At 67.4% G+C, this 13989-nt stretch carries 14 protein-coding genes; 8 read left to right on the plus strand and 6 right to left on the minus strand.

The window, feature by feature from the left end:
* Nucleotides 1-182 precede the first annotated feature (182 nt).
* Nucleotides 183-659, plus strand: coding sequence for a papain-like cysteine protease family protein (locus OEJ37_RS27525; RefSeq protein WP_254624582.1), 477 nt, complete (start codon nucleotides 183-185; stop codon nucleotides 657-659).
* A gap of 144 nt (nucleotides 660-803) precedes the next feature.
* Here the strand turns inward: OEJ37_RS27525 and OEJ37_RS27530 are convergent, their stop codons facing one another.
* From OEJ37_RS27530 to OEJ37_RS27540, 3 genes are all read right to left on the minus strand, one after another.
* Nucleotides 804-1526 (minus strand): Bax inhibitor-1/YccA family protein, encoded by a 723-nt coding sequence (locus OEJ37_RS27530; RefSeq protein ID WP_263347474.1) that lies wholly within the window; start codon nucleotides 1524-1526, stop codon nucleotides 804-806.
* Nucleotides 1527-1612: 86 nt separating this feature from the next.
* Nucleotides 1613-1963 carry a chaperone modulator CbpM gene (locus tag OEJ37_RS27535; RefSeq protein ID WP_263347477.1) on the minus strand — a complete coding sequence of 117 codons (351 nt, stop codon included), beginning with the start codon at nucleotides 1961-1963 and terminating at the stop codon, nucleotides 1613-1615.
* 6 nt (nucleotides 1964-1969) lie between these two features.
* Nucleotides 1970-2890 carry a DnaJ C-terminal domain-containing protein gene (locus OEJ37_RS27540; protein ID WP_263347659.1) on the minus strand — a complete coding sequence of 307 codons (921 nt, stop codon included), beginning with the start codon at nucleotides 2888-2890 and terminating at the stop codon, nucleotides 1970-1972.
* A 337-nt stretch (nucleotides 2891-3227) separates the two neighbouring features.
* On the opposite strand from OEJ37_RS27540, the gene OEJ37_RS27545 reads away from it, so the two are divergent.
* The 4 genes from OEJ37_RS27545 to OEJ37_RS27560 all read left to right on the plus strand — a co-directional run bounded on the left by OEJ37_RS27545 (nucleotide 3228) and on the right by OEJ37_RS27560 (nucleotide 10783).
* Complete coding sequence (locus OEJ37_RS27545) at nucleotides 3228-4961, plus strand: ABC transporter permease (protein ID WP_263347481.1); 1734 nt, start codon at nucleotides 3228-3230, stop codon at nucleotides 4959-4961.
* An 8-nt stretch (nucleotides 4962-4969) separates the two neighbouring features.
* Entirely contained in the window at nucleotides 4970-6310 is a 1341-nt protein-coding gene (locus OEJ37_RS27550; RefSeq protein WP_411859292.1) for a nitrate/sulfonate/bicarbonate ABC transporter ATP-binding protein, read from the plus strand.
* 148 nt (nucleotides 6311-6458) lie between these two features.
* Nucleotides 6459-8180, plus strand: a complete 1722-nt coding sequence (locus tag OEJ37_RS27555; RefSeq protein ID WP_263347665.1) for a bifunctional aminoglycoside phosphotransferase/ATP-binding protein — start codon at nucleotides 6459-6461, stop codon at nucleotides 8178-8180.
* Between the two features lie 203 nt (nucleotides 8181-8383).
* Nucleotides 8384-10783 carry a phosphoketolase gene (locus OEJ37_RS27560; protein ID WP_263347484.1) on the plus strand — a complete coding sequence of 800 codons (2400 nt, stop codon included), beginning with the start codon at nucleotides 8384-8386 and terminating at the stop codon, nucleotides 10781-10783.
* Nucleotides 10784-10960: 177 nt separating this feature from the next.
* Here the strand turns inward: OEJ37_RS27560 and OEJ37_RS27565 are convergent, their stop codons facing one another.
* Entirely contained in the window at nucleotides 10961-11431 is a 471-nt protein-coding gene (locus OEJ37_RS27565; RefSeq protein ID WP_263347486.1) for a hypothetical protein, read from the minus strand.
* 239 nt (nucleotides 11432-11670) lie between these two features.
* On the opposite strand from OEJ37_RS27565, the gene OEJ37_RS27570 reads away from it, so the two are divergent.
* Nucleotides 11671-11985, plus strand: coding sequence for a histidine kinase (locus tag OEJ37_RS27570; protein ID WP_254624583.1), 315 nt, complete (start codon nucleotides 11671-11673; stop codon nucleotides 11983-11985).
* Between the two features lie 17 nt (nucleotides 11986-12002).
* Entirely contained in the window at nucleotides 12003-12650 is a 648-nt protein-coding gene (locus OEJ37_RS27575) for a response regulator transcription factor (protein WP_174418886.1), read from the plus strand.
* 58 nt (nucleotides 12651-12708) lie between these two features.
* On the opposite strand, the gene OEJ37_RS27580 is transcribed toward OEJ37_RS27575, so the two are convergent.
* The gene (locus tag OEJ37_RS27580; RefSeq protein ID WP_174418887.1) at nucleotides 12709-12858 is read right to left on the minus strand and encodes a hypothetical protein; all 150 of its coding nucleotides are present in this window, start codon (nucleotides 12856-12858) and stop codon (nucleotides 12709-12711) included.
* A gap of 255 nt (nucleotides 12859-13113) precedes the next feature.
* Here OEJ37_RS27580 and OEJ37_RS27590 point away from each other — a divergent pair, with 255 nt between their 5' ends.
* Nucleotides 13114-13488, plus strand: coding sequence for a DUF3564 family protein (locus tag OEJ37_RS27590; protein WP_175920530.1), 375 nt, complete (start codon nucleotides 13114-13116; stop codon nucleotides 13486-13488).
* Nucleotides 13489-13618: 130 nt separating this feature from the next.
* Here OEJ37_RS27590 and OEJ37_RS27595 read toward each other — a convergent pair whose 3' ends face one another.
* Nucleotides 13619-13930, minus strand: coding sequence for a hypothetical protein (locus OEJ37_RS27595; protein ID WP_263347668.1), 312 nt, complete (start codon nucleotides 13928-13930; stop codon nucleotides 13619-13621).
* Nucleotides 13931-13989: the final 59 nt, after the last annotated feature.

The raw sequence follows: 13989 nt of genomic DNA on the forward strand, positions 1-13989 counted from the left end.
AACATGCGAGAACTCGATCGTCTGAAGGTAATCCAGGCTGTAGTGGATTTGGGCCGAGGTCGGCCACGGTTGCAAACCGCGATATCGCGGTGGTCCGGTCGGTGTGCTTGATCTGAAGAAATGGTTGTCGCCGAGCCCGACTCTTCCTAGTCTTATAGATCCATCATGCTTCGAGACCCGAAATGGTAGACGTCAGACTAAACGTGGGACTGGTCGATCAGCGCGGCGTGAAGATGACCAAGTCAGGTTCCAAAGAGGTGAAAAACGCGTGCTGGTATGCCGCGGCGTGCATGGTTTCGTACTACTTTCGCCCTGGACCGCGCCGGGGCATTCCGAAGCTGTGGCAGGCGGACCAGGGGCTCCCCGAGGCAAGGATCCTCGAGTTATGCGCCGCTGAAGGACTCGTGCCGCTTGATCAGCCCGACAAGATCACCCCGGAGTGGCTCGCCGCGGTACTGACGGACTCCGGTCCGATCTGGGCTGCGGGTCATTTTCTGGATGAACCGGGTCATGTGATCGTCATTACGGGCATCCAGCATAGCGTCGTTCATTACAACGATCCGGAGGGGCCTCCCGCACGCACGATGCTTTTGGGGACACTCGACTCCGGAAGATGGAAGCCCGACGGGCTGCTGGTGAAAGATCAGAGCCGCTATTGAGAATGCGTTTGTCGAGGGCGAACACGGTTGGCGTAAATTCCTGTCACAAGCGCGCGGGTTGGACAGGAATCTGCCCCTGCTCGCACCGGCGGTGATCCCGCCGGCTTGCCGCGGCGCTCCCGGTCCCGATCCGCAACCGTTCGCCTAGCTGCGGCGGTTGCCGAGGAGCCGCATCAGCATCAGGAAGAGGTTGAGAAAGTCGAGATAGAGCGCAAGCGCTCCCAGGATCGCCTTCTTGCCGACGATCTCGCCCTCTTCGCCCGCTATGTAGAGGCGCTTGATGCGTTGCGTGTCGTATGCGGTGAGTCCCGTGAACACGAGCACGCCGATCACTGAAACGACGAACTGCAGCGCCGAGGAAGCCAGGAAGAGATTCACGACCCCTGCGATGATGATGCCGATCAGCCCCATGAACAGAAAGGAGCCGAAGCGCGAGAGATCGGCCCGTGTCGAGTAGCCATAGAGGCTCGTCGCGCCGAAGGTGGCTGCGCTGATGAAGAATACGCGCGCAATGCTCTCGCCCGTATACACGAGGAAGATGCCGGAAAGGGAGAGCCCGACCAGCGCGGCGTAGGCCCAGAAACTGATCTGCGCCGCGCCGAAACTGATGTGCTCGATGCGGAAGCTCAGGAACATGACCAGCGCCAGCGGTGCGAGCAGCACGACCCAGAAAACGGGCGTTCCGACAATCGAGCGGTAAAACCCCGTCGACGCGCCGATGTAGGCAATGGCGCCCGTCAGCGCCAGGCCCCCGGCCATATAGTTGTAGACGCGTCGCACATACTGCCGAAGGTCGACGTCGTCGCCACCCTCCCATACGCGCTGCGATTCTTCCGCTCGTGCCCCCTTGCGAAGGTCGTTTCCCATGATCAATTCTCCTCGGATCGCAATTGTGGCGGCCGCGCTTCGTCATGGCCACCCCCGTGATCAATCTCTCCCGTCGTGCAGTCGAATCAGGCGGGGCCCGCAGGCGGCCCCGAATCCCGATGCGTCGCCGGGGCAGCCCGGGTGCGAGCGCGCAGCGCATCGATCTCGTCGAGCAGATCGAGCGCGAGCGCAATACCGGGCGGGTTGATCATCAGGTCCCGGGACAGGCGCTGCGCGATCGCGACGCGGCGCAGCACCGCGCCGCTGAAACGCCACTCTCGTGGACCGGCGCCGATTGGATCGAGCGCGCCCTCCGCGACCCACAGCGTCACTTCCTCCTCGGACGCGCCGCTCATCCGGCACAGCTCGACGAACGTCAGTTCGACGCACTCGTCGATGACCTGTCCTTGCAGGCAGGCGGTTTCGGATTCTTTCATGATGCATCACCCGTAATAGTGCGCGCGCGGGTCGAAATCGAACGACTGGCGCATGGTGTCGTAGGCGGCCTTGCTCCGCTCGCTGTCGGCGGGCGGCAGCACGATATTCAGCTTCACGTACAGGTTGCCGGGCGGATCGCCCGGAATCCCCTTGCCTTTCAATCGCAGCCGTCTTCCTGATGGCGAATTCCCGGGCACGGTCACCGCGACCTCGCCGTCGGGCGTCGGCGTCGTGACGGTTGCGCCGAGTGCCGCTTCCCACGGCGCGACCGGGAGATCGACCGTCACATCCCGGTCGTCCACCTGAAACCGCGGATGGTTGCGAAACACGATCTCGAGATACAGGTCGCCGGGCGCGCCGCCGCCATGCGCTGCACCGCCCTGTCCCGCCAACCGGATGAACTGTCCGGCCCGGATGCCTTTCGGGATGGCGACATTCAGCGTCCGCGGTTGCAGCCGCACGTGACCCTGCGGGTCGACGCCCGGCACGCTCAGCGAAATGGCGCGCTGCGCGCCGCGATACGCGTCTTCCAGATCGATGACGAGCTTCGCATGGTGATCGCGCCCGGCGTTGAGCGGCCGATCCTGCCTGGCGCGCCCGGCGGCGAAGATCGACGCCAGATAGTCGTCGAAGTCGGGCGGCGCACCGGTTCCGCTGAATTCGAACCCTTCGTCCCAGTTCGGCTCCGGGCGAAATGCCTCGCCGCCATGCCATCCGGCGCCGAGTCTGTCGTAGGCAGCCCGCTTCTCGGGGTCCTTCAACACCTCGTAGGCCTGCCCGAGTTCCTTGAAATTCGCTTCGGCGTCCTGATGCTTGCTGACGTCGGGGTGATATTTGCGCGCGAGCTTGCGATACGCCCGCTTGATGTCGTCCTGAGTCGCGTCGCGCGCCAGGCCCAGCACTTCGTAATAGTCTTTGTATTCCATGAGAAAGATCTGGCGGTAAGAGCGATGGACCGGTCGGCGCATGCGTCGCTGCAGCCTGGCCGAGGCGGCGCTCCGTGCCGCGAATTCCGGCATGGCGCGGCACGGCGGTGCGAACGCGTCGTCCGCGCGCGTTCACGCACCCTCCTTCGCAGCGTATTCAGCGATCCTGCAACGGGGATTGATCCATCTCAACGCGCCCGCCGATGTCGCGACGGACCCGATCCGGCCCCCCGCGCCGTCGGCCGTCCCGAGCGGCCCAGGCCATGCTTGACCCATGTCAACGGCCCGCCGGCCAGCGTGGCCGACGATGTGACGACACGGAACGGAGGGAGCCACTTTGGAGCACCATGCGGACATCCTGCACGGCGGACACTGGTACCCGCGCGCGCCCGACTGGCGCGACCCGCTTGCCGTCCTGCTGGTGCTCGGCCTGGTGGTGCTCGTCGGCGCCGGCGCGCGGCAGATGGTCGGCCCTCTCGCGATCGCGCAGCACGCGAGCGTCACGCTGGCGCCCGACGCATTGCCGGGATACACGCTGCGCACGGTGATGCGCATGCTGGCCGCGCTGTTCGCGTCGCTGTGTTTCACCTTCACCTACGCGACGCTCGCCGCGAAGAGCCGCCGCGCGGAAATGGTGCTGATACCGCTGCTCGACGTCCTGCAATCGGTGCCGATTCTCGGTTACCTGTCGTTTACGGTGGTGTTTTTCGTGTCGCTGTTTCCCGGCAATCTGTTCGGTGCCGAACTGGCGGCGATTTTCGCGATCTTCACGAGCCAGGCATGGAACATGGCTTTCAGTTTCTACCAGTCGCTGCGGATGGTGCCGCACGATCTGGACGAAGCGAGCCGCAGCCTGCGGCTGTCGGCATGGCAACGATTCTGGCGGCTCGAAGTGCCGTTCGCGATGCCCGGCCTGATCTGGAACACGATGATGTCGATGTCGGGCGGCTGGTTCTTCGTGGTTGCCTCCGAAGCGATTTCGGTCGGCAACCTGCAGATCGCGCTGCCGGGCGTCGGCTCGTATGTCGCGCGGGCGATCGAGCAGCGCGATCTCCACGCGGTCGGCTATGCGATTCTCGCGATGACCGTCGCCATCGTGCTCTACGACCAGTTGCTGTTTCGGCCGATGGTCGCCTGGGCCGACAAGTTCCGCTTCGAGCAGACGGCCAGCCGAAGCGCGCCGCACAGCTGGGTGCTCGATCTGCTGCGGCGCTCCAGCCTGATTCGGCGGGCAAGCGCGCCGCTCGGCTCGATCCTGCAGCGGGCCGCGCACGCGCGCCTCGCGTTGCCGCGGCATGCGCTCGCGCCGCGTCTGCCGTTGTCCCGGCGCGCGGGCGACGCGATCTGGCTGGCCTCGTGCGCCGCCGGCCTCGCCTGGCTGGTCTCGGTCTTGCTGCGCGTCGCCGTGCCGCGCCTGATGTGGAGCGATGTCGCCGTCGTCGCGCACGACGGCCTGCTGACCTTGGCGCGGGTCGTCGTGCTGATTGCGATCGCGTCGATCGTCTGGGTGCCGCTCGGGGTGCTGATCGGACTGCGGCCAAGGATGACGGAGCGCGTACAGCCGATTGCGCAGTTTCTCGCGGCATTTCCCGCCAACCTGCTGTTTCCGATGGCGGTGTTCCTGATCGTGCGCTTCGGCCTCGCGCCGAAGATCTGGTTGAGCCCGCTCATGATCCTGGGCACGCAGTGGTACATCCTGTTCAACGTGATCGCGGGCACGACCGCGCTGCCGAACGATCTGCGGGAAGCCGCCGCGAGCTTGCGCCTGCGACCGCATGCGTGGTGGCGCAAGGTGGTGCTCCCCGGCATTTTTCCCTATTACGTCACGGGTGCGATCACGGCATCGGGTGGCGCGTGGAACGCCAGCATCGTGTCGGAAGCAGTCAACTGGGGGCCGACCACGCTCGACGGAGGCGGGCTCGGCGCCTATATCGCACACATGACCGTTGCGGGCGACTACCTGCGTATCGCGCTCGGCATCACGATGATGTCGATCCTGGTGATCGCCACCAACCGCCTGCTGTGGCGTCCGCTCTATGTGTATGCGGAACGCCGCGCCCGACTGGATTGAGTCCGCCCATGTCCGAGCTTACGCCTGCTTCCATCCAGCCCGACGCCGCGCCGGCAATTCGCGAAGCGCCGCCCGTGATCGAACTGCACGATATCTGCATGTCGTTCGCCAAGCCCTCGGGCGCACCTCTGCCGGTACTGGCCGGCGTCGACCTGACGCTGCGCGAAGGCGAGATTCTTGGCTTGCTGGGGCGGTCGGGGTCCGGCAAATCCACGCTGCTGCGCATCGCGGGCGGCCTCATCAAGCCCTCGTCCGGCCAGGTCCGTTATCGCGGCGCGCCGCTCGCGGGCCCCGCGGAAGGGATCGGGGTCGTGTTCCAGACGTTCGCGCTCTACCCGTGGCTGACTGTGCTGGACAACGTCGAGCTGGGACTGGACGCGAGCGGCTTGCCGCGCGACGTCGTTCGCCAGCGCGCGTTGTCGGTCATCGAGCTGATCGGTCTCGACGGCTTCGAATCCGCCTTTCCACGCGAACTCTCGGGCGGCATGCGGCAACGCGTCGGGTTTGCGCGCGCGCTGGTCGGCGAACCGGCGCTGCTGTTGATGGACGAGCCGTTCTCGGCGCTCGACGTGCTGACCGCCGACACGCTGCGCCTGGATTTCCTGGATCTCTGGGCCGCGCGGCAGTTGCCGACCAAGGCGGTATTGCTCGTCACGCACAACATCGAGGAAGCGGTCCAGATGTGCGACCGCGTGCTCGTGCTGGGTGCGCACCCCGGCCAGATCGTCGCCGAACTCGAGATTCCGCTGCCGCATCCGCGCCAGCGTCTCGACAGCCAGTTCCAGGCGCTCGCCAACGAAATCTACGCGATCCTGACCGCGCGGCTCGTCGAATCGCTCGATGCGCAGCGCAAGGGGCTGCCCGATTTCACGCAGCGGCTGCCGATGGTGTCGAGCCACCGCATCGACGGCTTCATCGAGACGCTCGCCGTCGGCTCGACCAACGGCTACACCGAACTGTCGAAGATCGCCGGGCCGCTGCTCAAGGTGAACGAACTGCTGCCCGCCGCCGCCGCGCTGCATCTGCTGGCGTTCGCGGAACTGCACGACGGAGCGATACGGCTGACCGCGGCCGGCCGGGTCTATGCGCAGGGACATGCGGCTGACCGCAAGCGGCTGTTGCGCGAGCATCTCGAGCATTTCGTCCCGCTTGCCAGCCACATCCGGGCAATCCTCGACGAGCGAGACGGGCACCGGGCGCCGCGCGAGCGTTTCGAGCTCGAACTGGAAGATCACCTGAACCGGCAGGACGCCGCGGATACGCTGCGAACCGTCATCGACTGGGGCCGCGCGTCGGGGCTCTACACCTACGACGACGCGACCCGCATGTTCGGGGCCGGCGATGACTAGGCGCGAAACCCGCCGGAATCGCACCGGCGCCGGCGCGCTCGCCCACGGACTCGCGCGGACACGGCGGCGCGCCCGAACCGGGGCGGCGGCCGCATCCGGCGTCCGGACGCCCGCCATGCGCGATTCATTGTCGGATCCCAGGGAAATCATGTCGCTTGCCGTGATCCCCCGCCGTTTGGGCCCGGTGCGAAAGCAGATCCAGCTGCGGGCCGCCCGCCGTCACGCGCGGCGGATCGACATGGCGCTGCGGCGCGCGTCCGCCTACCCGCACCCCGCCGGCCGGATCGAACGAATCGAGACGCATCTCTCGGTGGTCTACCTGGCCGGACGTTTCGCCTACAAGCGGCTCAAGCCGCTCGACCTCGGGTTCGCCGACTTCAGATCCCTCGCCGCGCGGCGCCGCAGTTGCGCCGCCGAGCTGGTTCTGAACCGGCCGCTGGCGCGCGAACTCTATCTGGCCGTCATGCCGCTCGAACGCACGCGGCGCGGTTGCCGGCTTGCCGGCTGCGATACGCGTGCGGTGGCGGCCATCGACTATCTGGTGAAGATGCGCCGTTTCGACCAGGCCGCGCTGTTTTCCCGCCTGCTTGCGGCGGGGGCGCTCACGAACGCGGATATCGACCGCGCCGCGGACCGGCTCGCGAGTTTTCATGCACGCGCCAGCAAGGACGTGCCGTCCGCCGCGTTCGGCAGCGCGGCCTTGCTGCATGCGCAACTCGACGCCGTGCTCGCGCCGCTCGCGGTCGGGCCCATGGCCCTGCCGGCCGCGCTGCGGGGCAGCTACCGACACAGCTGCACGGCACTCGCCCGTCATCTCGACGCGCGCCGCGCGGACGGCTTCGTGCGCGCCTGCCATGGCGACCTGCACCTCGGCAATCTGGTTCGCCGGGGCACCGACGTGTTGATGTTCGACTGCATCGAATTCAGCGACGCGCTCCGCTGGATCGACGTCGTCAACGATCTGGCATTCCTGGCGATGGATCTGTGCGCGCACGGCCGCGCCGATCTCGCCCGTCGCCTGCTCAATCGCTGGCTGGAGGCGACCGGCGATTTCGCCGGCCTCGCGGCGCTGCCGCTGTACGTCGGCTATCGCGCGCTGGTGCGCGCGCAGGTGGCCGTGCTGCGCGCCGGTTCGGGCGGCGCACGGCGCACACCGGCGCACAACGACGACCTGCGCGCGGCTGGACGTTACATCGCGCTCGCCGCGCGCGTCGCAAACCGGCCGCCGCCGTATCTGCTGCTGTGCCACGGCGCGTCCGGCTCCGGCAAATCCGTCGCAAGCCGCGCGCTGGCCGATCTGATCGGCGCGGTCCGCGTGTCGAGCGACAGCGAGCGCAAACGCGCGCATCCGCTCGCTCCCGTCGAGCGCGGCGCATTGTCCGACGGTGCTTATGCGGCGCGCGCGATCGACGCCCAATACGACCGGCTGCGCGCGATCGCGGAAACCACGCTGCAGGCCGGCTACCCGACGATCGTCGACGCCACCTTCCTGGCCCACGCCCGCCGGGCGCGCCTCGTCGCGCTTGCCGGGGCGCTTGGCGTACCGGTGTTCATCCTCGATTTCCGCGTCGGCCGGGCCTGCATGGCGGAACGCGTCAAGCGGCGCTGGCTGGCCGGAAACGACGTGTCCGATGCGGGGCCGGCGGTGCTGGACGCGCAGTGGCGCGACGCCGAGCCGTTGACGCCGGACGAAGCGGCGATCTCGCTTTCCTTCGACACGGAGGTGCCGATCGATCGGTTCCAGTCGGCGGGATACTGGCGGCCGCTGCTGGCCGCGTTGCACGCGGAGCGGGTGCGCGCCGCCGGAGACGCGGCGAAGCGCCCGCGCGCCTGTTCGTTGCCGGGGACGGCGCCGGCCTTCCCCGCTTGATCCGAGTCGATCACGGCCGGCGTTGCGCCGACGCGTTGAACCGAGCAAGACCGGCAAGCCGTATGACGAATTCGCCTGTCGCCGTTGCACCGGCTTGATGACGATCAAGCGCCGCGCGGCGACTCACCGTACGGTGGACGCTGATCGATTCACCGCGAATCGCGCTGTCTTCCATGCGGCACGGCCGCTTTCAGGAGCGTTGCATGACCCAAGCCGACCTGGCCTCCCCCGCCCCGCTTTCAGACGCACTGCTGCATCGCATGAACGCGTGGTGGCGGGCCGCCAACTATCTGTCGGTCGGGCAGATCTATCTGCTCGACAATCCGCTCCTTCGCGAGCCGCTGCAGATCGCGCACGTCAAGCCTCGTCTGCTCGGCCACTGGGGCACGACGCCGGGGCTGAACTTCATCTACGCGCATCTGAACCGGGTGATCAACGCACGCGACCTGGACATGCTGTTCATCGCCGGGCCGGGCCACGGCGGCCCCGGCGTGCTTGCCAACGCATGGCTCGAAGGGGTGTACAGCGACACCTATCCGAACGTGTCGCAAAACGCCGAGGGCATGGCGGCGCTGTTCCGCCAGTTCAGCTTCCCCGGCGGCGTACCGAGCCACGTCGCGCCGCAGACGCCGGGCTCCATTCACGAAGGCGGCGAACTGGGCTACTCGCTGTCGCATGCGTTCGGCGCGGCTTTCGATCATCCCGGGCTGATCGTCGCGTGCGTCGTGGGCGACGGCGAGGCGGAAACCGGCCCGCTCGCCACCGCCTGGCATTCGAACAAGTTCCTCAATCCGGCCTCGGACGGCGCGGTGCTGCCCATCCTGCATTTGAACGGCTACAAGATCGCGAGTCCGTCGATCCTCAGCCGCATCGGACAGGACGAGCTGGAGAGCCTGCTGACCGGCTATGGCTATCGGCCGCTGTTCGTCTCGGGCGACGAGCCGATGGCCATGCACCAGCGCATGGCGGCCGCGCTCGACGACGCGCTGGACGACATTCGCGACATCCAGAACCGGGCGCGCGGCGGACGCGAGCTCGACCGCCCTCGCTGGCCGATGATCGTGCTGCGCACGCCCAAGGGCTGGACCGGCCCGAAGCGCGTCGACGGCCTGAAAACGGAGGGGCACTTCCGTTCGCATCAGGTGCCGATCGCCGACCTGAAACAACCGGGACACCTGCAGTTGCTGGAAACCTGGCTGAGCAGCTATCGCCCCGACGAACTGTTCGACGCGGACGGGCGTCCGTGCGAGGCGATCCGGTCGCTGTCGCCGGCCGGATCGCGCAGGATGAGCGCGAATCCGGTGGCGAACGGCGGCGGCGAAGCGCGCGAGTTGCGGATGCCGGATTTCACCCGCCACGCGGTGGCGGTGCCCGCGCCCGGGCAGGTCGACGCGCAGGCCACGCGCGTGATGGGCGGCTTCCTGCGTGACGTGATGTCCGCGAATCTGGTCGACCGGACGTTTCGCGTGTTCGGCCCCGACGAAACGGAATCCAACCGCCTGTCGGCGCTATTCGACGTCACCGCGCGCACCTGGATGGCCGAAACCGATCCGGACGACGTCCAGCTCGCGCCCGACGGCCGGGTCATGGAAATGCTCAGCGAGCACACCTGCCAGGGCTGGCTCGAAGGCTATCTGCTCACTGGGCGACACGGGCTGATGTCGTGCTACGAGGCGTTCATTCATATCGTCGATTCGATGTTCAACCAGCATGCGAAATGGCTGAAGGCCTGCCGGGAAATCCGCTGGCGGCGGCCGCTGCCGTCGCTCAACTACCTGCTGACATCGCACGTCTGGCGGCAGGACCACAACGGCTTCAGCCACCAGGACCCGGGTTTCATCGATTTCGCGGTCAACAAGAAGGCCGACACGGTGCGCGTCTATTTGCCGCCCGACGCGAACACGCTGCTGGTCGTCACGGATCATGCGCTGCGCACCTGGAACCGGATCAACGTGATCGTCGCCGGCAAGCAGCCGGCGCCGCAATGGCTCGACCTGGATGCCGCGATCCGGCATTGCAGCACCGGCGCGGGCATCTGGGAGTGGGCGAGCAGCGACGGCGAGCCGGATGTCGTGATGGCCTGCGCGGGCGACGTGCCGACGCTCGAGACGCTCGCGGCCGTCGATCTGCTGCGTACCCATCTGCCGGCGTTGCGCGTCCGGGTCGTCAACGTCGTCGACCTGATGACGCTGGAGCCCGCCGACGTTCATCCGCACGGGCTGAGCGACGCGGATTTCGACGCGATGTTCACGACCGACCGGCCGGTGATATTCGCGCATCACAGCTACCCCACCCTGATTCACCGGCTGACCTATCGCCGCACGAATCACGCGAATTTCCATGTGCACGGTTTCATCGAGGAAGGAACGACCACGACGCCGTTCGACATGACGGTCCTCAACCGGGTCGACCGGTTCCATCTGTGCGAGGCCGTGCTCGATCACGCGGGCGAACACGTGCGGTCGGGCGCGCATTTCAGGCAGTACCTGCGCGACAGGCTGGTCGAGCATCGACGCCATGTGGACCGGTACGGCGACGACCTGCCGGAAATCCGCGACTGGCGCTGGCCCGCGACGCCGGGAAGCCGGAACCCGATGCCGTGAGCCGCGCGTATCCGCCGGGAGGCGGCCACGGCCCGGGGCCGACCGCGAACCGCGGCCGCGCGCCCCGTCGTTATCCGGCCGACGCGTGCACGGACGAATCGCCTGCCTGCCGGCATCGGCGCGTATCGATGCGATGACGGCCGGACAGCCGCCGGCGCATGTCGTGGCCCGGCCGTGCTATCCGGGCGGGATGCGCGCCCCTTTCGGGTCGGACTTCGGGTCGGCGAACGACCGGAAGCCGCTCTCGATCTCGCGGATCTGCGCCGCGCACGCGTCGTATCGCCAGCCGGGGCCGCCGTCGCTGCTGTACATGCCCTTGCACATCGCCTTGATGCGGATCACCCAGCCTCCTCCGCTCGACGCCGCGCGCGACGCCCAGAGGTACACATCGCCTGCCATGTGAGATTGAGCCGTTTCGATCGCATCCGCGTCGAACCGGGTGACGGGGGTGGACGAACGGTTCTCGATATAGCGCCGGGTGAGTTGCCAGGCACTATCGCATGCCGCTTGCGTCGCACACGGTAACGACGCCGCCTGCCGCAACGTTAGCAGCTGCGTTTCGCTTTGCCTGAACGTGGCCATTCGCTCGTCGCTGGCGCATGCGCCCAACGTCAACAGCACGCCCATCGCCAACCATCCCTGTTTCATCGCCCACGCCCCGTCCGGTCGCGGGTTGCGCGCTCGGATACGCCGCGCGGCCCCGCTCGACCTCGATTGAATGATCCGGCCCGGGGCAGTCGCGCCACGAGCGGTTGCGCGCGCCACCAGCACGCGCCCCTGGTTTCGACTGTATTGCCCCGCCGACCGGTGCGCTTGACACATGTCAAGCGCACCGCGGGGTGCTGCCGGAGGGCGTCGCAGGCAGCGCGCGGCGCGGCGTGTCCGGCATGGCGGCGATGGCCGCGATCGACGCGGCGCTTGCCCGAGCGGTCGACGGCGCGCGCAGGCTGTACACTGTGACGCTGCACGACGTCACCGGGCGCGTGCGCAGCGAACACGCACGGAAGCAGTCACGCGAGGCGCTGCGTGATCCGTCCGCGAACCTGCGGAGCGTTCGCGATGCGGAAAACCCCCGGATTGCCCGAGCGTTGCACGACGATCTCGGCCAGCCACTCACGGCGCTCACGATGGACGTGTCGACGGTTGCGCAAGCGCCCGACCGTTTCACGAACGCGGGCGCGTTGCCGCTTCAGGCGGCGTAACAAGGAGCCACGCTGCCATGATCAAGGTACTCATCGCGGACGATCATGCGCTCGTGCGCGACGGCCTGCGGCACATCCTGCGGAGCGCCAGCGGCTTCGAGGTCGCGGGCGAGGCGTGGGACAGCGTCACGACCGTCGCGCTCGCTCGCTCGACCGAAGCGCATGTACTGGTGCTGGATCTGTCGATGCCGGGCCGCAACGGTATCGAGCTGATCAAGCAGATCAAGGATGAAAAGCCCGCGCTGCGCGTGCTGGTGCTGACGATGCACGCGGAACAGCAATATGCGGCGCGCGCGTTCCGCGCCGGCGCATCGGGGTACATGACCAAGGAAAGCGCCAGCGCCGAGCTGGTCGGCGCCGTTGCCAAGGTGGCGTCGGGCGGCGTCTACGTGAGCCTCGCGATGGCCGAGCAGTTCGCGCAGAGCCTCAACGAGCCCGCCGATTCGCTGCCGCATCAGCGCCTGTCCGACCGCGAATTCGACGTGTTCCGGCGGATCGCCGCCGGCGAGACGATTACCGAGATCGCTCAGGCCCTAAGCGTGAGCACGAAGACCGTGAGCACCTACAAGGCACGGATCCTCGACAAGATGCAGATGCCGCACGATGCGGCGCTCGTGCGCTATGCGATTCAGCACAAGCTGTTCGACGACCAGGACGACATCTGACAGCCGGCGGCTGGCGCTTGCGCCTGCCGGCGTACCCGAGCGCCGCCAGCGAGGTTTTTCACCGGCCGTAGCCGTAGTCGGCATTCTTCCCCGGCGGCCGTTCTTCAAACCCTGCCCGACTTTCCATCCCAGGCGATTCCAGTCCGGCCGCGCGCCAGATCGCGAAGAACCGGTCGGCGAGCGCGTTCCCGCATTTGACCTGCATCAATCGCCGGTTCGGGGCCACGCATAGACTGAGTCGGACTACTTGCCGGACACGCGCGCGACGACTACCGCTCCAACGACAGGCCGAGACCGGGCGGCCGTGCGCACCGGGGCGACGCCGCGATGCCGCCGCCCGCCGAGCACGGCGGCCCGCTGTCCTCCTAGGACGCGCATACGCCGATTCGCCGGGTCCTGAGCCAGTAAAAGCCGCGACCGCCGGTGACGGCGACCGCCCTCCTTCATCGATTCGGAGCCCATTGTGCGGATCACCCTGCATCTCGATACTTTCGCCTGCGACAACCCGACGGCCTATGCCATTCTCTGGATCGACACGGCCACGCGACGCTGGTCGCGCGAAGGTCATGCCGGAATGGACCTGCCCGCGTGGGGGACACTCGTTCGCGAAGGCAGCGCCACCCTGATGACGGGGCCCGACAACGCCGGCACCCTATGCTGGCTCGACGATCTCGATCTCGATGCACCGTCCGGGCCGTTCGAAGGCCAGGCCGGCTGCGCGCGCTGGCTGCGCGACGCCATGCAGGCGCCAGTGACAGGCACATGGCGGGTGCAGTGGGTCGACGATACGGCGGAGACGCCGGAACACGAGGTATTCACGGGCGACGAGGAAAGCTAGCCGGGCCAAGGCTGCCGACTGCGCCGGCACCAGCGCCGCGGCGGAGCGGCTCGCGCCTGGCGAATCGTTGCAAACCGCCGCGGCCCGGTGCACCGGTCCACGGCGAAGCGCGCCCGATGCGCGGGACGTGTCAGTGACGGTTCTCGTGGCTTCCAGTGGCCGCGGTCGTGCCGAGTTGCCGCTCGGCAAGGTCGAATGCCCGCTCCAACGCGTCCATGGGGTCCGTGCCCGTCATATGCGGAACGGGACGGAATTCCCCGTTGTGCGTGATCAGATCGAGTCGTACGTCATACCTCGGCTGGCGAGTCGACGCGCCCATGGCCTCGATCGCCAGATGGCAGCCCGCCAGTTTCGGACTGAACTGCTCGAGGCGCATCAGCTGGATGCTCGCTTCCGCTTCCAACTGAGTCGACCCGGCGAAGCCGAAGTAAGCGATTTGCATCCAGATTCCCATGTTCAGCTCCTGTTGATTGCGCCGATTGATGGCGAGAGCCGGTTCAT

It is taken from the genome of Burkholderia sp. BKH01, assembly GCF_025685725.1.
GTDB classification, from domain to species: Bacteria; Pseudomonadota; Gammaproteobacteria; order Burkholderiales; family Burkholderiaceae; genus Burkholderia; species Burkholderia pyrrocinia_C.